Raw genomic sequence first — 20,509 nt, 5'->3', positions numbered from 1 at the left:
GCCCAACGCGGGGCAAGCCCGCTCGCCACAACAAGCCCGCTCGCCACAACAGGCCTGCTCGCCAAAAAAGCACTGATCACGGCGCGAAGGGCATGACCCGCTTGTGCTCGGTCTTGCGATACGTGTCGCAAATGATCCTGAACGCTTCTTCACGCACTGGCTCGCCGTGCAGGAAGGCATCAATCTCGGCGTACGTCACGCCGTGGGATGCTTCGTCCGGCTTGCCTGGCGACAAGTCTTCGAGGTCGGCCGTCGGGACCTTCTCCACCAGCGATTCCGGCGCGCCAAAATGTCGAGCAATCGCACGTACCTGGTTTTTCACCAGCCCGCTCAGCGGCGCCAAATCGCAGGCACCGTCACCAAACTTGGTGAAAAAACCCATGACCGCTTCCGCCGCATGGTCGGTGCCGATCACCAGGCCACCGGCCGCGCCAGCGATGGTGTACTGCGCCACCATGCGCATGCGCGCCTTGGTGTTGCCCAGTACAAAATCACGCGACACCGCCGCCTTGCCTTCAAAGGCCGCCACTTCATTGGCCAGGGATTTGACCGCCGGGCCGATGTTCACGGTGTGGCGCTCGTCCGGTTCGATGAAGTCCACCGAAGCCTGGGCGTCGATTTCGTCGAACTGGGTTTCGTAAGGCAGGCGCACGGCGATGAAACGGTAGGCCTCGTCGCCGCTGCTGGCACGCAGTTCGTGCATCGCACGTTGGGCCAGCAGGCCTGCGGTCAGGGAGTCGACGCCACCGCTGATGCCCAACACCAAGGTTTTTAGCCCGGAATTGCGCAGGCAATCCTGGATAAAGGTCACGCGGCGGGCAACTTCGGCCTCCAGGGCGGCCTGGTCCTTGAACGGGGCTTGGACCTTGAGCTGCTGCGCAATCTCACGCTGTACGGCTTGCATGATTCACTCCTTGCTGGAAAGGGCAGGTACTTTGAAAACGTGACGCAAATAGGCGACGAAATTCGGATCGGTGCAGTGGGTCTTGCCCGCTTCATCGGAGATTTTCGCGACGGGCTGGCCATTGCAGGCCGTCATTTTAAGCACGATGCTCATCGGCTCAACCCCTGGAATGTCACAGGTCAGGTTGGTGCCGATGCCGAAGCTGACATTAATGCGACCGCGCAACGCGCGGAAAATCTCCAGGGCCTTGGGCAGCGATAGGCTGTCAGAGAACACCAGCGTCTTGCTCATCGGCTCGATGCCGAGCTTGTGGTAATGGGCGATGGCCTTTTCTGCCCACTGCACCGGGTCACCGGAGTCGTGGCGCAAGCCGTCGAACAGCTTGGCGAAGTACAAGTCGAAGTCGCCGAGGAAGGCATCGGTGGTGATGCAGTCGGTCAGCGCGATGCCCAGCAGGCCCCGGTATTCGCGGACCCAGCAGTCGAGCGCGGCGATCTGGCTGTCGATCAGGCGCGGGCCGAGTTGCTGGTGGGCCATGATCCATTCGTGGGCCATGGTGCCGAGCGGCTTCATGTCGAATTCGCGGGCCAGGTGCACGTTGCTGGTGCCGACGAAGCGGCCTGGGAAGTCGTGCTTGAGCACGCTGACCACTTCTTCCTGTACCCGGTACGAGAAGCGTCGGCGCGTGCCGAAGTCGGCCACCTGCAGCTCCGACAGCTCGTCGCTGCTGGCGTTGGCGGTCAACCAGTCGAATTTGCGGTACAACTGCTCGCGGGCCTGTTCGAGGATCACGGTCTGGTAGCGGTAGCGGTTACGCACCTCGCTGACGATGGCCAGCATCGGCACTTCAAACAGGATCACATGCAGCCACGGCCCGCGCAGGCGAATGAATAGCTCGCCGTTTTCGATGCCGGTTTGTACATAGCGCAGGTTGAAGCGGAACAGCCCCAGGAAGCGCAAAAAGTCCGGCTTCATGAAGCTGATGCGCTCCAGAAAGCCCAATTGATCCGGGCTCAGGCTCAGCTCGGCGAGGCGCTCGATCTGGTAGCGGATTTCCGCCAGGTACGGGCGCAGGTCTTCGCTGTTGCGGCAACGGAACTCCCATTCAACTTCCACATTCGGGTAGTTGTGCAGCACCGCCTGCATCATGGTCAGCTTGTAGAAGTCGGTGTCGAGCAAGTTCTGCACGATGCGATCGGCAAACACACTCTCGCTCATAACGGGAATCTCCAGACGGGTCGACGATGGGCGCCGACCTTTACGCACTATTAAGGAATGGCGCTAGTGGCGCATAGACCCGTGGGGTTTTGCCAGTGATTTTTTCGGAATGGCCACTGGCCCTATCGCAGGCAAGCCAGCTCCCACACTTGAAATGCATTCCAAATGTGGGAGCTGGCTTGCCTGCGATGGCGGTGGTGCAGCCAAAAAAGCTCTAAACCTGTTCCATCATCCACTTCACAAAATCGCGCACCTTGGGCACCTCCGCCGAATGCTCCGGATACGCCAGGTAATACGCATCCTGGCTGGGCAACGCGTGCTGCCAGGGAATCACCAGCTTGCCCTCGGCCAATTCTTCTTCCACCAGAAAGCGCGGCAGCAAGGCCACGCCGCAGCCCACTTGCGCCGCGCGAATGCACATATAGAAGGTGTCGAAGCGCGGCCCGTGGTAGCTGTGCTCGGTGTGGAAACCCTGGCTGGCGAACCAGTCATGCCAGCCTTGGGGCCGCGAGGCGTTCTGCAGCAGCACCAGGTCGCTGAGTTGCGTGGGGTCGGTGAACGGCTGCGCAGGGAGGCTTTCCGGGGCGCACACCGGCACCAGTTCTTCGCTGAACAGTTTCAGGCTCTCAGTGCCGGGCCGTGAGCCCTGGCCGAAGTAGAAGGCCATGTCGGCCTTGCCTTGCAGCAATTCGTCCGGCTCCTGCTCGTTGCACAGGTCCAAATGGATGTGCGGATGGCGCAAACGCCAGCCTTTAAGGCGCGGCACCAGCCAACGCGCGCCGAAGGTGTAGGGCGTGGACACCCGCAGCACTTCGGTCTCGCCGCCGTAGGAGCGCAGGTAATGGGTGGACATCTCCACCTGTGTGAGGATTTTTCGCACTTCCACCAAGTACAAATCGCCCGCCGGGGTCATCTGCAAGCGGCGGCGCACCCGGCGAAACAGCAGGTGTTGCAGCAACTCTTCCAACTGCGCGACCTGTTTGCTCACCGCGCTTTGCGTGAGGTTCAGTTCCTCGGCGGCGCGGGTGAAGCTCAGGTGGCGGGTGGCGGCTTCGAAACACTGCAGGGCGGTGATCGAGGGCAAATGTCTTTTGTTCAGCACGGCACGCCTCTTTTTATTCTTTGCATGAATAAACGGAATGATATCTCGCCTAATCGTCGTTTGTTGGCAAGTCTTGGGCCAGCTACAAATAAGGCCTGGATCGCCGTGTCTGTGGCGGCGCGAATTTTCTGTTTGAAATTGAAGGAGTGACCCATGGTTGCCGCATTGCTTGATCGTCTCGGGGTGAACCCGGCGCTGTACCAGTCGGGTAAACAACCCGTGCATTCGCCGATCGACGGCAGCCGTATCGGCAGTGTGCACTGGGAAGGCGCCGCCGAGGTGGAGCAACAGGTCAGTCGCGCCGAGCATGCATTCGAGGCTTGGCGCAAGGTGCCGGCACCGCGTCGTGGCGAACTGGTGCGCCAGTTCGGCGACGTATTGCGCGAATACAAGGCAGACCTGGGCGAGCTGGTGTCCTGGGAAGCCGGCAAGATCACCCAGGAAGGCCTGGGTGAAGTGCAGGAAATGATCGACATCTGTGACTTCGCCGTCGGCCTGTCCCGCCAGTTGTACGGCTTGACCATCGCCTCCGAGCGCCCGGGCCACCACATGCGTGAAACCTGGCACCCGCTGGGCGTGGTCGGCGTGATCAGCGCCTTCAACTTCCCGGTGGCCGTGTGGGCGTGGAACACCACGCTGGCGCTGGTGTGCGGCAACGCCGTGATCTGGAAACCGTCGGAAAAGACCCCGCTCACCGCGCTGGCGTGCCAGGCGCTGTTCGAGCGTGTGCTGAAAACATTCACCGATGCGCCCGAGTACCTGAGCCAGGTGATCATCGGTGGCCGCGACGCTGGCGCCGCGCTGGTCGATGACCCGCGCGTGGCACTGATCAGCGCCACCGGCAGCACCCGCATGGGCCGCGAAGTGGCGCCCAAAGTCGCCGCGCGTTTCGCCCGCAGTATTCTCGAACTGGGCGGCAACAACGCAATGATCCTCGGCCCAAGCGCCGACCTGGACATGGCCGTACGCGCCATCCTGTTCAGCGCCGTCGGCACCGCCGGCCAGCGTTGCACCAGCCTGCGCCGCCTGATCGCGCATGAATCGGTCAAAGAAGAAATCGTCACCCGCCTCAAGGCGGCCTATTCCAAGGTGCGCATCGGCCACCCGCTGGAAGGCAACCTGATCGGTCCGCTGATCGACAAACACGGCTTCGAAAACATGCAGGACGCCCTGGAGCAAGCCTTGAGCGAAGGCGGCAAGGTGTTCGGCGGCAAGCGTCAGCTGGAAGATAAATTCCCGAATGCCTACTACGTGTCGCCCGCGATTGTGGAAATGCCTGAGCAAAGCGACGTGGTGTGCACCGAAACCTTCGCACCGATTCTGTATGTGATCGGCTACAGCGACTTTGCCGAAGCCCTGCGTTTGAACAACGCCGTGCCGCAAGGGCTGTCGTCGTGCATCTTCACTACCGATGTGCGTGAAGCCGAGCAGTTCATGTCGGCGGTGGGCAGCGACTGCGGCATTGCCAACGTCAACATCGGCCCAAGCGGTGCGGAGATTGGTGGCGCGTTTGGCGGTGAGAAAGAGACTGGCGGCGGGCGCGAGTCGGGTTCGGATGCATGGCGCGGCTACATGCGTCGCCAGACCAATACCGTGAATTACTCGCTGGAGTTGCCGCTGGCGCAGGGCATTACCTTCGACTAAATCCCTGTCGAAACGCGGTTAAAAATGTGGGAGCGGGCTTGCTCGCGAACGCGGTGGATCAGCTGTATATCTGTTGACTGACACACCGCTTTTCGCGAGCAAGCCCGCTCCCACATTTGACCTCATTTGCAGTTCGGAAAAGTGGTTTGTTAGGTCTCATCGGAGTCTGGCAATGGCATTACGCGAAGCATGTTTGTGGGAACACCTTACCCCTGGCCGCCCGGACCGGGCCGCGCTCAAGGGCGAGGTCAAGGTCGATGTATGCGTGATCGGCGCCGGGATCACCGGGTTGTCGGCAGCCGTGCATTTGCTGGAGCAAGGTAAAAGCGTCGCCGTGCTGGAGGCCCATCGCACCGGCCATGGCGGTTCGGGGCGTAACGTCGGGCTGGTGAATGCCGGTATGTGGATTCCCCCGGACGAGATCGAAGCCGGTTTCGGCGAGGCGGTGGGCAGCCAGCTCAACCGCATGTTGGGCGCAGCGCCGTCGCTGGTGTTCAGCCTGATCGACAAGTACGGCATCGATTGCCAATTGCGCCGCGAGGGCACCTTGCACATGGCGCACAACGCCCGTGGCGAGGCGGATTTACGCAGTCGTGAAGCACAATGGAAGCGCCGTGGCGCGCCGGTTGAATTGCTGACCGGGCAAGCCTGCGAACACGCCACCGGCACCAAAAAGATCGCCGCCGCACTGCTGGATCGGCGTGCGGGCACCTTGAACCCGATGGCCTACACCAGTGGTTTGGCGAATGCGGCGGTTGGCCTGGGCGGGCAGCTTTTCGACCATTCCCCGGTCACCCGGCTGGAGCGCCAGGGCGCAACCTGGTCGGTGCAAACCGCGCAGGGCTCGGTGCAGGCTGCACAAGTGGTGATCGCCTCCAATGCCTACACCGAAGGCGAATGGACTGAGCTGCGGCGCAATTTCTTCCCAGGCTATTACTACCAGGTCGCCTCGGCGCCGCTGACGGACGACGCTGCCCAACAGATCCTGCCTGGCGGGCAGGGCTCGTGGGACACACGCCAGGTGTTGAGCAGCATCCGCCGCGATGCGCACGGCCGGCTGTTGCTCGGCAGCCTGGGCAACGGTAATCAGAAACCCGCCTGGTTCCTCAAGGCGTGGGCCGATCGGGTGCAGCAGCATTACTTCCCGTACCTCAAATCGGTGCAGTGGGAATACACCTGGACCGGCTGCATCGCCTTCACCCCGGACCATCTGATGCGTCTGTTCGAACCCGCGCCGGGCCTGGTGGCGGTAACCGGCTATAACGGGCGCGGCGTGACCACCGGCAGCGTGGTGGGCAAGGCCTTTGCCGACTATTTGTGTCACCAGAATGCCCAGGCCTTGCCGATTCCCTTCGCACCGATGCAACCGCTGGCCGGGGTGGGCTTGCGCAGTTGCCTGTATGAAGCCGGATTTTCGCTGTATCACGCGGGCCAATGCCTGCGGATCGTGATCTGATCAGCGAAATACCTGTCAGAAGCCTGCATTTTCTTAGCCGGCTACTAATCTGTATTGGTGCAAGTCGTAGCAATCACGCACTGTAAATGTGCAGTTCCGTTACGCACATTGTTACAGGCGTAGGAACTGTCGTTTATCCGTCTGGTTGCAGGTGCGACCTGCCAGGGTTGTACTTTTTTGCTCCGTCGGTTGCACCTCTCGGTGCTAGACGGTTGCACGTGCTGGCAAAAGGAGTCGAAACGCCTGTAATAACAATGACACCGTGTCTTTTTGAAGAATAAAAAAGTAATGGCACGCGGCTTGCTCTGGGCTTTCCCTGAAAGTTTCAGTTGAAGGTTCGCAGTGAAATCGTAGTGCCAATAAACAAAAACCTCGGAGCACCACTCATGTCCCAGACGTTTTACAAGAAAGGTTTTCTGGCCCTCGCCGTTGCAGCGGCGCTGGGTGTTTCTGCGTTTGTTCAAGCTGATGTGAAGATTGGCGTAGCGGGGCCGATGACGGGCGCCAACGCAGCTTTCGGTGAGCAGTACATGAAGGGTGCCCAAGCGGCAGCCGATGTGATCAACAAGGCCGGCGGGATCAACGGCGAGCAACTCAAGCTGGTGGCCGGCGATGACGCCTGCGAGCCGAAGCAGGCGGTGGCCGTCGCCAACCGTCTGGCAGACCAGGACAAAGTGATCGGCGTGGTCGGGCACTTCTGCTCCTCCAACACCATTCCGGCCTCCGAGGTGTACGACGAAGCCGGCATCATCATGATCACCCCGGGTTCCACCAACCCACAGGTGACCGAACGTGGCCTGGGCGCGGTGTTCCGTATGTGCGGGCGTGACGACCAGCAAGGCATCGTCGCCGGCGACTACATTGTCGATGTGCTCAAGGGCAAGAAAGTCGCGGTGATCAACGACAAAGACACCTACGGCAAAGGTCTGGCTGACGCCACCGCTCAGCAGTTGACCAAACGTGGCGTCAAGCCGGTGCTGGAAGAAGGCCTGACCCGTGGCGAGAAAGACTTCAGCGCCCTGGTCACCAAAATCCGCTCCACCGGTGCTGATGTGGTGTACTTCGGCGGCCTGCACCCTGAAGCCGGTCCACTGGTGCGCCAGATCCGTGAAGCGGGCCTCAAGGACGTCAAGTTCATGTCCGATGACGGCATCGTGACCGACGAACTGGTCGCCACCGCGGGCGGCGCGCAATACGTAGACGGCGTTTACATGACCTTCGGCGCCGACCCGCGCCTGCTGCCAGACAGCAAGACCGTCGTGGAAGAGTTCCGCAAAAACGGCACCGAGCCTGAAGGCTACACCCTGTACGCCTATGCCTCGATCCAGGCCCTGGCCGCCGGTTTCAACGGCGCCAAGTCCAATAAAGGCGAAGACGCCGCCAAGTGGCTGAAATCGCACCCGGTCAAAACCGTGATGGGCGAGAAAAACTGGGACGCCAAGGGCGACCTGAAGATCTCCGACTACGTGGTTTACCAGTGGGATAAAGACGGCAAATACCACCAGCTGGAAAAGCAGAAGTAAGGCTGAGCACCACAGATCCAATGTGGGAGCGGGCTTGCTCGCGAAAGCGGTCTGTCAGTAGCAGGTGTGTGTACTGACCCAGCGCGTTCGCGAGCAAGCCCGCTCCCACAGGGGAATGGTGTTGTGATGGACGTCTGTTTTTTCCTCCAAGAAGAGCCGCACACCGGCAACTGGCGGGTGTGCAGTCTCTCACCGCGTGAGATTGCGTTATGGATGGTATTTTCCTGCAGCAACTGGTCAATGGCCTGACCCTCGGGTCGGTCTATGGCCTGATCGCCATCGGCTACACAATGGTCTACGGCATCATTGGCATGATCAACTTCGCCCACGGCGAGGTTTATATGATTTCCGCTTACCTCGCGGCGATCAGTCTGGCACTGCTGGCTTACTTCGGCATCGAATCCTTCCCGCTGCTCATTCTCGGCACCCTGATATTCACCGTGGTCGTCACCGGCGTTTACGGTTGGGTCATCGAGCGTGTCGCCTACAAACCGCTGCGCAACTCCACCCGACTGGCACCGCTGATCAGCGCCATCGGCATCTCCCTGATCCTGCAAAACTATGCGCAGATCGCTCAGGGCGCGAAACAACAAGGCATTCCAACCCTGCTGGCCGGCGCCTGGCGCGTCGATATCGGCAGCGGTTTCGTGCAGCTGACCTACACCAAGGTGTTCATCCTGGTGGCCGCGTTTCTGGGCATGGGGCTGCTGACCTACATCATCAAATACACCAAGCTCGGCCGCATGTGCCGCGCGACTCAGCAAGACCGCAAGATGGCCTCGATCCTGGGCATCAACACCGACCGGGTGATTTCCTACGTATTCGTGATTGGTGCAGCGATGGCGGCCCTGGCCGGCGTGCTGATTACCCTCAACTACGGCACGTTCGACTTTTACGCCGGCTTCATCATCGGCATCAAGGCGTTTACCGCAGCGGTACTCGGCGGTATCGGCTCCCTGCCTGGGGCCATGCTCGGCGGGATCATCCTGGGCATCTCCGAGTCGCTGTTCTCGGGGTTGATCAACTCTGACTACAAAGACGTGTTCAGTTTCTCCCTGCTGGTGGTGATTCTGATTTTCCGTCCTCAGGGCCTGCTTGGTCGTCCGCTCGTGGCGAAGGTGTAAACATGTCTGCTGCCAAATCGATTGATATCAAAAAAAGTGTGGTCGATACGGTCCTCGCCGGGCTGATTTCGTTGATCGTGTTCGGTCCGATCGTCGGCGTGGTCCTCGACGGCTACAGCTTCAACCTGCAACCGGCGCGCGTGGCCGTATTGGTTGCCATTGTGATGGCCGGGCGTTTTGCCCTCAGCCTGTTCCTGCAAACCCCCAAGGGCCTGAAGATTCTGCAGGGTTTCGAGAGCAGTGGTTCTGGCGTGCACGTGCTGCCGCCGGACTACAAGTCGCGGCTGCGCTGGATCATCCCGGCGCTGATCGTGATCGCCATCGTGTTCCCGATCTTCGCCAACAAGTACCTACTGACCGTGGTTATCCTCGGGTTGATCTATGTGTTGCTCGGCCTGGGCCTGAACATCGTGGTGGGCCTGGCCGGTCTGCTCGACCTGGGTTACGTGGCGTTCTACGCCATCGGTGCCTACGGCCTGGCGCTGGGTTATCAATACCTGGGCCTCGGCTTCTGGACGGTGCTGCCCTTGGCGGCCATCTGTGCGGCGCTGGCGGGGTGCATACTCGGGTTCCCGGTGCTGCGAATGCACGGTGACTACTTGGCCATCGTGACCTTGGGCTTCGGTGAAATCATTCGTCTGGTGCTCAATAACTGGTTGTCGTTCACTGGCGGCCCGAACGGCATGCCGGTGCCTTCGCCGACCTTCCTGGGCCTTGAGTTCGGGCGCAAGGCGAAGGACGGTGGGATACCGTTCCATGAGTTCTTCGGCATCGATTACAACCCCAACATCAAGTTCATGTTCATCTACATCGTGCTGTTCCTGGTGGTGCTGGCCGTGCTGTACATCAAGCATCGCCTGACTCGCATGCCGGTCGGCCGCGCCTGGGAAGCCTTGCGCGAAGATGAAATCGCCTGCCGCTCCATGGGCCTGAACCACGTGCTGGTCAAGCTCTCGGCGTTCACCATCGGCGCGTCCACGGCCGGTCTGGCCGGGGTGTTTTTCGCCAGCTACCAGGGCTTCGTCAACCCGTCGTCGTTCACCTTCTTCGAGTCGGCACTGATCCTGGCCATCGTGGTGTTGGGCGGCATGGGCTCGACGGTCGGCGTGGTGATTGCGGCGTTCGTATTGACCGTCGCGCCCGAATTGCTGCGCAGCTTCTCGGAGTACCGCGTGCTGCTGTTTGGCGTGTTGATGGTGGTGATGATGATCTGGCGGCCGCGCGGCCTGATTCGCATCAGCCGTACCGGTGTGACCCCACGTAAAGGAGTGGCGCCATGAGCAAGGAAGTCGTCCTGTCCGTGGAACATTTGATGATGCACTTCGGTGGCATCAAGGCCTTGAGCGATGTGAGCCTCAAGGTCGAACGCAACTCGATCTTCGCCCTGATCGGCCCCAACGGCGCCGGCAAGACCACGGTGTTCAACTGCCTGACCGGTTTCTACAAGGCCAGCGGCGGCAAGATCCAACTCAACATCCGCGGCAAGCAGACCAACGTGATCCAGTTGTTGGGCGAGCGCTTCAAGGTCACCGACTTTGTGTCGCCGAAAAGCTTTTTCAGCCGTGTTTACTACAAGATGTTTGGCGGCACTCACCTGGTCAACCGTGCCGGGCTGGCGCGCACCTTCCAGAACATTCGCCTGTTCAAGGAAATGTCGGTGCTGGAGAACCTGCTGGTGGCCCAGCACATGTGGGTCAACCGCAACATGCTCGCCGGCATCCTCAACACCAAGGGCTACCGCAAGGCCGAAAGCGATGCGCTCGACCACGCTTTCTACTGGCTGGAAGTGGTCGACCTGGTGGACTGCGCCAACCGCCTGGCCGGCGAGCTTTCCTACGGCCAGCAGCGCCGCCTGGAAATAGCCCGTGCCATGTGCACCCGGCCGCAGATTATCTGCCTGGACGAACCGGCAGCCGGCCTTAACCCGCAGGAAACCGAAGCGCTCAGCGCGATGATTCGCCTGCTGCGCGACGAACACGACCTCACGGTGGTGCTGATCGAACACGACATGGGCATGGTGATGAGTATTTCCGACCACATTGTGGTGCTCGACCACGGCAACGTGATCGCCGAAGGCGGCCCGGACGCGATCCGCAACGACCCGAAAGTGATTGCCGCCTACCTGGGCGCCGACGAAGAGGAGCTGGTATGAGTGCACCTATCCTCGAAATGAAGGAGCTGGACGTGTTTTACGGCCCGATCCAGGCCCTGAAAAAAGTCTCGCTGCACATCAACGAAGGCGAAACCGTCAGCCTGATCGGCTCCAACGGCGCGGGTAAATCCACGCTGCTGATGTCGATTTTCGGCCAACCACGTGCGGAGTCCGGGCAGATCCTCTACAACGGCGTCGACATTACCCACAAGTCGTCCCACTACATCGCCTCCAACGGCATTGCGCAGTCGCCGGAAGGGCGGCGGGTGTTCCCCGACATGACCGTCGAGGAAAACCTGCTGATGGGCACGATCCCGATTGGCGACAAATACGCGCAGGAAGACATGCAGCGCATGTTCGAGTTGTTCCCGCGGCTCAAGGAGCGCCGTACCCAGCGCGCCATGACCATGTCCGGCGGCGAGCAGCAAATGCTCGCCATCGCCCGCGCGCTGATGAGCCGGCCCAAGCTGTTGCTGCTGGACGAACCGAGCCTGGGCCTGGCGCCGATTGTGGTGAAGCAGATCTTCGCGACCTTGCGTGAGCTGGCGGCGACCGGGATGACCATCTTCCTGGTGGAGCAGAACGCCAACCATGCGCTGCGCTTGTCGGACCGGGCGTATGTGATGGTCAACGGCGAGATTCGCCTGACCGGCACCGGCAAGGAGTTGCTGGTGAACGAGGAAGTGCGCAACGCCTACCTCGGCGGGCACTGATCTGAAGGCTTGATGCAATAACCCATGTGGGAACCGGCTTTAATGTGGGAGCTGGCTTGCCTGCGATGCGAACACCTCGGTCTGTCAGGCAAACCGAGGTGACGCTATCGCGGGCAATCCTGGCTCCTACATAAAGGCGGTTCCCACATTTGTTTTTGGGGTGTTCACAGGCTTCCCGCCAAATTGTGGAAAACAAATCCAGCCACCTTCCAAAGCGCGACATATAGCCGCCGCAAATCCCTGTTTTGTCACAGTTTTGACTTGTCCCCATCCGCTGTGGAACCGGCTGTGGGTAACGTGGGAGTAGCTGGCTGAACGCCTTTAAAACCGTGGCTTGCAGCGCGGTGGTTGTTTATTGATCAGCGGTTTTTTCGGGCCCTGTCGAGCGCTTTGTCAACCTGTTTAAAGACACAGGTATATGACCGATTTATGTTGCCTGGGCCTGTGGATAAGTCTGTGACTAAACTCTGGAAAGACGGCCGCAGAGGCCGGAATGACTGGCCTGGAGCCATCGTTCGAGTTTGCATCTGTCAACCGGGCCTACATACGGCCCGTCCAAGGTCAAGCAAAAAACTTTCTAAAACTGCCTGCAGGCCTTGTACACAGCGGCTTTTGGCTTTTTGCACTTGCCCCCAAAGACTGTGGGCGCAGTTGTGGATAACCTGCGCGCATATGGCTGCAGACCACGGTTTATAAGGCCTCGCTCGCTATGGTTAAAAATTGACCAGCTGTACATGAAGGTGTGTGCACAGCGGTTGCCGCAATCGCGGCGTAAGGGCATTCTGCTGGCAACTTTTTTCCCAGATGCCCGCAAGGAGAACACCATGTCCGACACGCTGTTTATTACTGGCGCAACCTCAGGTTTCGGCGAAGCCTGCGCCCGCCGTTTTGCCGACGCCGGTTGGAAACTGGTGCTCACCGGCCGTCGTGCCGACCGTTTGAATGCACTGGTCGAAGAGCTTTCCAAGCAGACCGAAGTGCACGGGCTGGTGGTGGACGTACGTGACCGCAAGGGCATGGAAGACGCCATCGCCAACCTGCCGCCTTCGTTCGCCAAGCTGCGCGGGCTGATCAACAACGCCGGCCTGGCCGTGGGCACTGACCCTGCGCCCAAGTGCAGCCTCGACGATTGGGAAACCATGGTCGACACCAACATCAAAGGCCTGCTGACCACCACCAGCCTGCTGCTGCCGCGCCTGATCGCTCACGGCCGAGGCGCCGGGATCATCAACCTGGGCTCCATCGCCGGCAGCTACCCGTACCCGGGCAGCCACGTGTATGGCGGCTCCAAGGCGTTCGTGAAGCAGTTCTCGCTGAACCTGCGTTGCGACCTGCAAGGCACCGGCGTGCGCGTGACCAACATCGAACCAGGCCTGTGCGAGAGTGAATTCTCGCTGGTGCGCTTTGGCGGCGACCAGGCGCGTTACGACGCGACCTACGCCGGTGCTGAGCCGATCCAGCCGCAGGACATTGCCGACACCATCTTCTGGGTGCTGAACACCCCGGCGCACGTGAATATCAACCGGTTGGAGCTGATGCCGGTGAGCCAGACCTGGGCTGGGTTTGCGATTGAGCGTGGGGCCAAGTAAGGCTTAAGACCGAGTCGCTGCCATCGGGGGCAAGCCCCCTCCCACATTTGACCGCATTTCAAAGTTGAAACTCGGTTGAGTGTGGGAGGGGGCTTGCCCCCCGATGGCGTCAAATCGGCCAAAACACGACATAAGGTACACTCCACCCCTGAAAACCCCTCCGCACTGTGCGGTTTAAAGGTTTTGACGGGAGGAAATGTGAGTAACCGAGGTGAGCAGGCACTGCTCAAACAATCGACCATCCTGATGTTCGCGGTAGCGATCGCCGGGATTGTCACGGGTGTGATATCTGGCGCCCAATCCATTCTGTTCGACGGCTTTTTCTCGCTGATCGCCACCGCCATCAAGGTGTTGATGCTGATCACGGCCAAGCTGATCGCCAAGAAAAGCAACGAGCGTTTCCAGTTCGGCTATTGGCACCTGGAGCCGATGGTATTGCTGATCGAAGGCAGTTTTTTGCTGCTGATCGCCATCTACGCGTTTCTCAACGGCGTGTTCGGCATTATCAATGGCGGGCGCGAGATCGAGTTGGGGCTGGTGATCGTTTATGCGGCGGTGTTTACCGTCGTCGAATTCGCTTACTTCTTCTACGTGCGCTACCGCAATCGCAAGCTGAAATCTTCGCTGATCCAGTTCGACAACATCAGTTGGCTGGTGGACGCGATGCTCTCGGTGGGTTTGCTGATCAGCTTTCTCGCCGCGCTGTTGCTCAAGTCTCAGGGGTATGACGAGTGGGCGGTGTATGTCGACCCGCTGATCTTGATCCTGTTGGCCCTGAGTATGCTGGCGCCGGCGTTCAAGATCCTGCGTCCGGCCTTGCGCGAAGTGCTGGGGATTGCGCCCGATCACTTGGACGACAAGGTGCGCGAAGTGATGGAGGCGGCGCAAGCCAAGCATGGTTTCGATGACTATGAGTCCTACGTGCAAAAGCACGGGCGGGCGCGGTTTATCGAGATTCATGTGGTGCTGCCGGCGGATTACCCGGTGGGCAACGTCGCGACCCTCGACGCGCTGCGCGAAGAGATATCCACAGCGCTGGGCACGCCGGATGCGGCGCGCTGGCTGACGATCAGTTTTACCGGGGATCGCAAGTGGATTGCCTAACAGGCAGATAGACCGAGGTGAGGCATTCGCGAGCAAGCCCGCTCCCACATTTGACCGCGGCCAACCCTTGGAATGCGGCCGAATGTGGGAGAGGGCTTGCTCGCGAAGAGGCCCTGAAAGTCAGCCTAGATACTGGATCAAACCCTGATAGCAGGTCGCCAAGTGATACGGCGTGGTCGACGGCATGTCCCGTCGGCTCACAACGCCCTGGGCATCCAGGCATTCATGCCAGCCCTTGTCATGCAAAAAGTGCTGTTGCAGCGCTAGCAATTGGCGTTGCAGCACTGCCTCGCTGGCGGGCCGCAAGGTCAGCGCGCGCAGGTATTCAGCCTGGGCCCAGATCCGTTGAGTGCCATCGCGCACGGTGCCGTCCAGGGCGAGCATGCCGCTGACCGCGCCGCTCGATTTATCCACACCCTTGAGCTCGGCGTAGGCAAACGCCCGCGTCAACGAGGCATGCAGCGCGGTGCCGCGAAGCACGTCTGAAGACGCCAGCAAATAGAACCACTCGAACTGATGGCCGGGCTCAAACCAGTTATCCACAGCACCCAGCGGTTTCTCCATCATTACGCCGTGCTCGCGGTCGATGAAGCGCTTCTGCATGGCCGTGGCAAGGTCCAGCAGTGCGTCTTGCGTGACGGCGTCTTCACGCACGGCCAGGGTGGCGAGAAAGCCTTCGGCCAAGTGCATCAGCGGGTTTTGCAGTGGGCCGGACTTGAGGGATGACCAGTTGCGTTCCAATACCGCTTCGTACAGGCCGTCGCCTGTGGCGAAACGTTGGGCGACCACGGCCAGCGCCGCATTGAGCACCGATTCCACCAACGGCTCACGCACTTTGGCCCAGTAGTGGGCACAGGCAAAGATGATGAAGGCGTGGGTGTAGAGGTCTTTGCGCTTATCCAGCGGCTTGCCGTGCGCGTCGATGCTGTAGAACCAGCCGCCGTGCTCGGCGTCGTGAAAGTGCCGTTGCAGGGAGCGAAACAGCGCCGCCGCGCGCTCTTCGGCAAACGCCGCCCGCGGCTCGCCGATCAGGCTGGCGAACAGGTACAGCTGCCGCGCGCAGGCCATGGCCCGGTAGCGTTGCGGGGGCAAAGGCTGGTGATTGGCGTCCAGCGCCTCATAGGGCAACGCCAGCTCGGCATTCCAGCCCGGGCCCTGCCACAGCGGCACGATCAGGTCATGGAAGTGCGTGAGCACGGCATTCAACGAAGGCTGGGAGGCGGAACTTGGAGCGGTGGGCATCGGCTGGCGTCGTCACGGCAGGGGTGTAGGCGCGCATGGTAGCAGGCTTGAGTTGCGTGGTGTCTGTGCCACCGCAATCGCGGGCAAGCCCGCTCCCACATTTAACCGCGTCCTGGCGTTGGAATGCGGTCGAATGTGGGAGCGGGCTTGCTCGCGAAGAGGCCTTCAGCAGCGCCGCAAATCAGCCCGCCAGCAACCAGACCCCCGTTGCCGCCGAAGCCGCCCCGGCCACCCGCACCAATGGCGCAGCCGCCGCCGGCAGGAAACGCACCACCGCGTACCCGGCCGCGTGCAACACCGCCGTCGCGCCGACAAAACCGGCGGCATACGCCCAAGGGCTGGACATGTCCGGCAGCTCCAAGCCGTGCGCCACGCCATGGAACAGGGCAAACAACGCCGTTGCAGCCACCGCGACGAACAGTGGCGGCCGCACCGCCAGCGCCACGGCCAGGCCCAGCGCCAGCACCGAAGCCGCGATCCCGCTTTCCAGCGCCGGCAGCTCCAGGCCTTCAAAGCCCAACAGGCCGCCAATCAGCATGGTGCCAACGAAGGCGCAAGGCAGCGCCCAGCGTGCGTTGCCTTTTTGCTGCGCCGCCCAGAGGCCGACGGCGACCATGGCCAGTAAGTGATCGATGCCGCCCAGTGGGTGGCTGATGCCGGCGACCAGCCCGTTATCGCCATGCCCGGGGTGAGCGAAGGCGAGGGCCGGGGTGAGCAGCAAGGCTGCGGTGGCGAGAAGTTTGTTGAGACCCATGAACAGGCTCCTTTTCAGGGTGGTATCAGGCTGCGGTCAGCAAGCCCTGACGTTCGATAAAGGCGACGATTTCATCCAGGCCGACGCCGGTTTTCTGGTTGCTGAACACAAAGGGCTTACCGTTGCGCATACGCTGAGTGTCACTGTTCATCAATTCCAGCGAGGCGCCGACCAGCGGGGCCAGGTCGATCTTGTTGATCACCAGCAGGTCGGATTTGCAAATACCGGGCCCGCCCTTGCGTGGCAGCTTGTCGCCTGCCGACACATCGATCACGTAGATGGTCAGGTCTGACAGTTCAGGGCTGAAGGTCGCCGACAGGTTGTCGCCGCCGGACTCCACCAGAATCAGGTCCAGGCCGGGGAAGCGGCGGTTGAGCTGGTCCACCGCTTCGAGGTTGATCGAGGCGTCTTCACGAATCGCCGTGTGCGGGCAGCCGCCGGTTTCCACGCCGATGATGCGCTCCGGCGCCAGGGCCTGGTTGCGCACCAGAAAGTCGGCGTCTTCGCGGGTGTAGATGTCGTTGGTCACCACGGCCAGGTTGTAGCGATCACGCAGCGCCAGGCACAGCGCAAGGGTCAGGGCCGTCTTGCCGGAGCCCACCGGGCCGCCGATGCCGACACGCAAGGGTTGTGTGTTCATGTGCTTCTCCACAGAAGTAAAAGGGCTTAGGAACGGAACAGGCGGCTGTACTGGCGCTCGTGGGCCATGCACGCCAGAGACAGGCCGAACGCGGCGCTGCCAAAAGAGTTGAAGTCCAGGCGGCCGGCGTCCTGTTGGGCCTGCTGCAGCAACGGCAGCAGCTCACTGGTCAGGCGCTGGGCGGCTTGCTGGCCCAACGGCAACGTTTTCATCAGCACGGCGAGCTGGTTTTCCAGCCAGCTCCACAGCCAGGCGGCGAGGGCGTCGTCAGGGCTGATCTGCCACGCGCGGGCCGCCAACGCCCAGCCCAGGGCCAGGTGCGGTTCGGCGCAGTTTTCTACAAATGCGCGTGCGGCGGCGTCCAGTTCCGGCAAACCATTGAGCAGTTGCTGCAGGGAGTAGCCCATTTGCCGGCTCTCCTGGTACAGCTCGCGGGTTTCGCGGCTGGCGCGGTGTTCTTCGCACAACTGTGTCAGGCGCGGCCAGTCCTGGTCCGCCGCCGCGCGGCAATGGGCGAGCAGCAAGGGCGCTTCGAAGCGCGCCAGGTTGAGCAGCAACTGGTCGCTGATCCACCGCCGGGCACTGGCGGCATCATTGACGCGGCCATTTTCCACGGCCATTTCCAGGCCCTGGGAATAGCTGTAGCCACCAATCGGCAATTGCGGACTGGCCAGACGCAACAGCGCCCAGGCTGGGTTCATGGACGTACGCCGAACTGGTGCAGCTTGGGCGGGTAGTTGAAGTCTTCGTCGCCATGGCGCGAATGGTGATGGCCGCCGCCGTAGGCACCGTGTTCCGGCTGGAACGGCGCTTCGAGGGTTTCTGTCTGCGCGCCGAGTTGTTCGAGCATGGCCTTGAGCACGTAGTCATCCAGCAGGCGTAGCCAGCCGTCACCGACTTGCAGGGCGACGTGGCGGTTGCCGAGGTGGTAAGCGGCGCGGGTCAATTCAAACGCACTGCTGCAGGTGACGTGCAGCAGTTGTTCAGGGCGCGCGACGACGCGTACGACGCGTCCGTCTTCAGCCTGTAGGCACTCACCATCATGCAACGGCGGCTGACCGCGCTCCAGAAACAGGCCGACGTCTTCGCCGTCGGCACTGAAACAGCGCAGCCGGCTTTTGCTGCGTGCTTCGAAATTCAGCAGCAGCTCAGCGGCCCAGAGAGGTTGAGGTGCGATTCGGCGGTGGATCACCAGCATCAGGAGGCTTCCAGCTATGAGCGATAAGAGTGCTAGAGCAAGGTGCTTGCCAATCACGCACGCGCGTGGGAAATCCTTGTAGGCAAGCACCGGCGTGCCACCGAATAGGGCGTCAGTCGATTCTGGCAGTGCTTCTTATTGGTGCGTGACAGGATTTATAGCACCGGATGTGGGCGTTTTGCGTTGAGATCCGCAGCGCGCCGCATGAAATTTCTTTCATCTGATTCGCGCTGGAATTTTCCAGGAATTGACCTACATGAACGCCGGATAGGGCGTTCAAGAAGCTCGGCGCTATTTCATTAGGATATCCGCCGTCCTTAATTCACCGCGGCGTCGATCATGTTCAAAGGCTTCACGTGTCTGGTCATTCTCGGTCTGTGGTCCGCCGCAGACACGGTTGCGGCCAATGCCCAGCCTGACGCGTCGATCACGCGTGTTATTGACCGCGCCCATGCGTTGCTCGGTACACCCTATAACGGCAGCGGCACCAGCGTCGGCCAGGGGTTCGATTGCAGCGGCTTGCTGGTCTATTTGTTCAAGACCCAAGCCAATATCCGCCTGCCGCGCACGACAACGCAGATGCACCGATCAAGCGCCGCGACGGTTCAGAGAGCCGCGCTCAAGCCGGGCGATGCGGTGTTTTTCAAGGGCAATGGCAGCGGGCAGGTCAGCCATGTCGGCCTGTATGTGGGCAAAGGCAAATTTATCCATTCGCCCAGCACCGGCAAACGCGTGCGCATTGATTCGTTGAGCAGCCGCTATTGGAAAAAGCACTACACCACCGCCAAACGCTTTCACGCGGCGGGCTGATCGGCTTACTCGGTGCTGCCCAGGCCTTGCCAATGCTTGAGGCCGATGAAGATAAAGCGCAATTGCTGGGTGATTTTCGCCTGGGGCGTGAGGTGGGCGGGCAGGGCATGGGCCGGCGGGTCGATGATGTCGGGCAGGGTGGCGAATACACTTTTGACGATCAGGTCGGCCATCACGTGCAGGCCTTCGGCATCCAGGTGCTGGAGCTTGGGCATCAGCGTGAGGTCAGCCGCCAGGTCACTGGTGATGTCTTCGCGCAAGGCGGCGATGGCTTGGCGCACGGCCAGGCAGCCCCCGTATTGCTCGCGGGCCAGGAACAGAAATTGCGATCGGTTGGCCGACACCACATCCAGAAAAATCCGCACGGACGCATCAATGATGCCGCCCATCACGAACTCGTTGTGACGTACCAGGCGAATCGTGGCGCGGAAGGTTTGGCCGACTTCACTTACCAGCACCAGGCCCAGCTGATCCATGTCGTCAAAATGGCGATAGAAGCCGGTTGGCACAATGCCGGCGGTCTTGGCCACTTCGCGCAGGCTCAGGCTGCCGAACCCGCGGCCACACTCCATCAGATGGCGGGCTGCGTCCATCAAGGCGAGGCGGGTCTGTTGCTTCTGTTCAGCGCGGGGCAGCATCGGCGGGCGGACTTTGTCGGCAAGTACAGCGACGCACTCTAGCAAAACAGCTTCGTCGGCGTCGAACTTGGCGGGAGTGAGGTGTGAGGCAGTCTATAAAAAAGCAAAAGCCCGATCGGCTGATCGGGCTTTTTTCTCGGCCACCACGGGCTTAGCTCTGTGCTTGATGCAGTTCTTGCAGACGATCAGCACCGCCTTCGGCAACGCCATCGGTGTAGGCGCGTTTGTTGGCTTGTTCAGCACCGCCTTCTACCAGACCTTTCTGTTCCAGGCGATCACGGCCACCTTCAGCAACGCCTTCGGTGTAAGCACGTTTGTTGGCGTGTTCCGAACCATTTTCTGCAACGGCGCCTTTGGCGTAGTCACGGTTTTCGTCTTCTTGCGAACCGCTGCGAGCCAGGGTTTGGCTGGATTGAACGGCTTGAGCTTTGTTCTGTGGGGTGGCTTGTTCAGTGGCTGGCAGGGCAAAGGCGCTGGAAGCCAGGACAGACAGCAGAACGGTAGCGAGTATTTGACGTTTCATGAGGGTTGCTCCTTGGGAGGGCGATAAAGTGGGTACAGGGCTAATGCTACTCTCGATAAGTCGATATAAAAGTTCATAAACACAATGGTAATAATCAACAGAATTGATTGTTCCCATCAGAGGCTCTAGAACGCGCCTCTCAAGCCCGCGGTTTTGCACCATGGTGGGTATTTTC

20 protein-coding genes are annotated in these 20,509 nt (G+C 60.8%); 10 read left to right on the top strand and 10 right to left on the bottom strand.

Annotated elements, in window-relative coordinates; genetic code table 11:
• Positions 1–76: 76 nt before the first annotated feature.
• The 3 genes from nadE to ACP7B3_RS16045 all read right to left on the bottom strand — a co-directional run bounded on the left by nadE (position 77) and on the right by ACP7B3_RS16045 (position 3,224).
• Complete coding sequence (nadE, locus tag ACP7B3_RS16055) at positions 77–904, bottom strand: ammonia-dependent NAD(+) synthetase (RefSeq protein ID WP_426179625.1); 828 nt, start codon at positions 902–904, stop codon at positions 77–79.
• A gap of 3 nt (positions 905–907) precedes the next feature.
• Complete coding sequence (gene pncB / locus ACP7B3_RS16050) at positions 908–2,122, bottom strand: nicotinate phosphoribosyltransferase (RefSeq protein ID WP_065900159.1); 1,215 nt, start codon at positions 2,120–2,122, stop codon at positions 908–910.
• A 214-nt stretch (positions 2,123–2,336) separates the two neighbouring features.
• Entirely contained in the window at positions 2,337–3,224 is an 888-nt protein-coding gene (locus tag ACP7B3_RS16045) for a LysR family transcriptional regulator (protein WP_242198992.1), read from the bottom strand.
• 153 nt (positions 3,225–3,377) lie between these two features.
• On the opposite strand from ACP7B3_RS16045, the gene ACP7B3_RS16040 reads away from it, so the two are divergent.
• From ACP7B3_RS16040 to ACP7B3_RS16000, 9 genes are all read left to right on the top strand, one after another.
• Complete coding sequence (locus tag ACP7B3_RS16040; RefSeq protein WP_119737889.1) at positions 3,378–4,868, top strand: L-piperidine-6-carboxylate dehydrogenase; 1,491 nt, start codon at positions 3,378–3,380, stop codon at positions 4,866–4,868.
• A gap of 172 nt (positions 4,869–5,040) precedes the next feature.
• Complete coding sequence (locus tag ACP7B3_RS16035; protein ID WP_416364502.1) at positions 5,041–6,324, top strand: L-pipecolate oxidase; 1,284 nt, start codon at positions 5,041–5,043, stop codon at positions 6,322–6,324.
• Between the two features lie 386 nt (positions 6,325–6,710).
• Entirely contained in the window at positions 6,711–7,847 is a 1,137-nt protein-coding gene (locus tag ACP7B3_RS16030) for a branched-chain amino acid ABC transporter substrate-binding protein (protein WP_145160199.1), read from the top strand.
• Between the two features lie 209 nt (positions 7,848–8,056).
• Positions 8,057–8,971, top strand: a complete 915-nt coding sequence (locus ACP7B3_RS16025; RefSeq protein WP_053254074.1) for an ABC transporter permease subunit — start codon at positions 8,057–8,059, stop codon at positions 8,969–8,971.
• 2 nt (positions 8,972–8,973) lie between these two features.
• Positions 8,974–10,251 carry a high-affinity branched-chain amino acid ABC transporter permease LivM gene (gene livM, locus ACP7B3_RS16020; RefSeq protein ID WP_145160201.1) on the top strand — a complete coding sequence of 426 codons (1,278 nt, stop codon included), beginning with the start codon at positions 8,974–8,976 and terminating at the stop codon, positions 10,249–10,251.
• A complete protein-coding gene (locus ACP7B3_RS16015; protein WP_145160203.1) occupies positions 10,248–11,123 on the top strand; it encodes an ABC transporter ATP-binding protein in 876 nt (291 codons plus the stop codon). Before livM ends, ACP7B3_RS16015 begins: the two co-directional genes overlap by 4 nt.
• On the top strand, positions 11,120–11,836 hold the full coding sequence (locus tag ACP7B3_RS16010; protein ID WP_145160205.1) for an ABC transporter ATP-binding protein: 717 nt from the start codon (positions 11,120–11,122) through the stop codon (positions 11,834–11,836). The genes ACP7B3_RS16015 and ACP7B3_RS16010 overlap by 4 nt, the downstream gene beginning before the upstream one ends.
• Positions 11,837–12,660: 824 nt before the next feature.
• Positions 12,661–13,425: an SDR family oxidoreductase gene (locus tag ACP7B3_RS16005; RefSeq protein WP_064450434.1), complete on the top strand. Its 765-nt coding sequence runs from the start codon at positions 12,661–12,663 to the stop codon at positions 13,423–13,425.
• 198 nt (positions 13,426–13,623) lie between these two features.
• On the top strand, positions 13,624–14,529 hold the full coding sequence (locus tag ACP7B3_RS16000; protein ID WP_369301552.1) for a cation diffusion facilitator family transporter: 906 nt from the start codon (positions 13,624–13,626) through the stop codon (positions 14,527–14,529).
• A 120-nt stretch (positions 14,530–14,649) separates the two neighbouring features.
• Here ACP7B3_RS16000 and ACP7B3_RS15995 read toward each other — a convergent pair whose 3' ends face one another.
• From ACP7B3_RS15995 to ureE, 5 genes are all read right to left on the bottom strand, one after another.
• A complete protein-coding gene (locus ACP7B3_RS15995; protein ID WP_426179619.1) occupies positions 14,650–15,771 on the bottom strand; it encodes an AGE family epimerase/isomerase in 1,122 nt (373 codons plus the stop codon).
• Between the two features lie 181 nt (positions 15,772–15,952).
• The gene (locus ACP7B3_RS15990; RefSeq protein ID WP_119737876.1) at positions 15,953–16,525 is read right to left on the bottom strand and encodes a HupE/UreJ family protein; all 573 of its coding nucleotides are present in this window, start codon (positions 16,523–16,525) and stop codon (positions 15,953–15,955) included.
• A gap of 25 nt (positions 16,526–16,550) precedes the next feature.
• Complete coding sequence (gene ureG, locus ACP7B3_RS15985; RefSeq protein WP_017849719.1) at positions 16,551–17,165, bottom strand: urease accessory protein UreG; 615 nt, start codon at positions 17,163–17,165, stop codon at positions 16,551–16,553.
• 26 nt (positions 17,166–17,191) lie between these two features.
• Complete coding sequence (locus ACP7B3_RS15980) at positions 17,192–17,866, bottom strand: urease accessory protein UreF (RefSeq protein WP_426179617.1); 675 nt, start codon at positions 17,864–17,866, stop codon at positions 17,192–17,194.
• Positions 17,863–18,363: an urease accessory protein UreE gene (gene ureE, locus ACP7B3_RS15975; protein WP_145160215.1), complete on the bottom strand. Its 501-nt coding sequence runs from the start codon at positions 18,361–18,363 to the stop codon at positions 17,863–17,865. The genes ACP7B3_RS15980 and ureE overlap by 4 nt, the downstream gene beginning before the upstream one ends.
• 339 nt (positions 18,364–18,702) lie before the next feature.
• Here ureE and ACP7B3_RS15970 point away from each other — a divergent pair, with 339 nt between their 5' ends.
• On the top strand, positions 18,703–19,173 hold the full coding sequence (locus ACP7B3_RS15970) for a C40 family peptidase (protein WP_426179615.1): 471 nt from the start codon (positions 18,703–18,705) through the stop codon (positions 19,171–19,173).
• A gap of 5 nt (positions 19,174–19,178) precedes the next feature.
• On the opposite strand, the gene ACP7B3_RS15965 is transcribed toward ACP7B3_RS15970, so the two are convergent.
• Both ACP7B3_RS15965 and ACP7B3_RS15960 read right to left on the bottom strand, forming a co-directional pair.
• On the bottom strand, positions 19,179–19,811 hold the full coding sequence (locus tag ACP7B3_RS15965; protein ID WP_145160221.1) for a TetR family transcriptional regulator: 633 nt from the start codon (positions 19,809–19,811) through the stop codon (positions 19,179–19,181).
• A 151-nt stretch (positions 19,812–19,962) separates the two neighbouring features.
• The gene (locus tag ACP7B3_RS15960) at positions 19,963–20,334 is read right to left on the bottom strand and encodes a hypothetical protein (protein ID WP_106577655.1); all 372 of its coding nucleotides are present in this window, start codon (positions 20,332–20,334) and stop codon (positions 19,963–19,965) included.
• Positions 20,335–20,509: the final 175 nt, after the last annotated feature.

This window comes from Pseudomonas sp. TWRC1-2 (assembly GCF_049896685.1).
Classification (GTDB): domain Bacteria; phylum Pseudomonadota; class Gammaproteobacteria; order Pseudomonadales; family Pseudomonadaceae; genus Aquipseudomonas.
Note: the sequence above shows the minus strand (reverse complement) of the source record. Positions and strands in the feature narration are given on the sequence as shown.

Bases quoted from the DNA above. Each gene is read 5' to 3' on its own strand.
- ACP7B3_RS16005 (WP_064450434.1), top strand. From the start codon at position 12,661: ATGTCCGACACGCTGTTTATTACTGGCGCAACCTCAGGTTTCGGCGAA.
- ACP7B3_RS15970 (WP_426179615.1), top strand. From the start codon at position 18,703: ATGTTCAAAGGCTTCACGTGTCTGGTCATTCTCGGTCTGTGGTCCGCC.
- ACP7B3_RS15980 (WP_426179617.1), bottom strand. From the start codon at position 17,866: ATGAACCCAGCCTGGGCGCTGTTGCGTCTGGCCAGTCCGCAATTGCCG.
- ACP7B3_RS16010 (WP_145160205.1), top strand. From the start codon at position 11,120: ATGAGTGCACCTATCCTCGAAATGAAGGAGCTGGACGTGTTTTACGGC.
- ACP7B3_RS15960 (WP_106577655.1), bottom strand. From the start codon at position 20,334: ATGAAACGTCAAATACTCGCTACCGTTCTGCTGTCTGTCCTGGCTTCC.
- ureG (WP_017849719.1), bottom strand. From the start codon at position 17,165: ATGAACACACAACCCTTGCGTGTCGGCATCGGCGGCCCGGTGGGCTCC.
- ACP7B3_RS15965 (WP_145160221.1), bottom strand. From the start codon at position 19,811: ATGCTGCCCCGCGCTGAACAGAAGCAACAGACCCGCCTCGCCTTGATG.
- ACP7B3_RS16030 (WP_145160199.1), top strand. From the start codon at position 6,711: ATGTCCCAGACGTTTTACAAGAAAGGTTTTCTGGCCCTCGCCGTTGCA.
- ACP7B3_RS16035 (WP_416364502.1), top strand. From the start codon at position 5,041: ATGGCATTACGCGAAGCATGTTTGTGGGAACACCTTACCCCTGGCCGC.
- pncB (WP_065900159.1), bottom strand. From the start codon at position 2,122: ATGAGCGAGAGTGTGTTTGCCGATCGCATCGTGCAGAACTTGCTCGAC.
- nadE (WP_426179625.1), bottom strand. From the start codon at position 904: ATGCAAGCCGTACAGCGTGAGATTGCGCAGCAGCTCAAGGTCCAAGCC.
- ACP7B3_RS16025 (WP_053254074.1), top strand. From the start codon at position 8,057: ATGGATGGTATTTTCCTGCAGCAACTGGTCAATGGCCTGACCCTCGGG.
- livM (WP_145160201.1), top strand. From the start codon at position 8,974: ATGTCTGCTGCCAAATCGATTGATATCAAAAAAAGTGTGGTCGATACG.
- ACP7B3_RS16015 (WP_145160203.1), top strand. From the start codon at position 10,248: ATGAGCAAGGAAGTCGTCCTGTCCGTGGAACATTTGATGATGCACTTC.
- ACP7B3_RS15995 (WP_426179619.1), bottom strand. From the start codon at position 15,771: ATGCCCACCGCTCCAAGTTCCGCCTCCCAGCCTTCGTTGAATGCCGTG.
- ureE (WP_145160215.1), bottom strand. From the start codon at position 18,363: ATGCTGGTGATCCACCGCCGAATCGCACCTCAACCTCTCTGGGCCGCT.
- ACP7B3_RS16040 (WP_119737889.1), top strand. From the start codon at position 3,378: ATGGTTGCCGCATTGCTTGATCGTCTCGGGGTGAACCCGGCGCTGTAC.
- ACP7B3_RS15990 (WP_119737876.1), bottom strand. From the start codon at position 16,525: ATGGGTCTCAACAAACTTCTCGCCACCGCAGCCTTGCTGCTCACCCCG.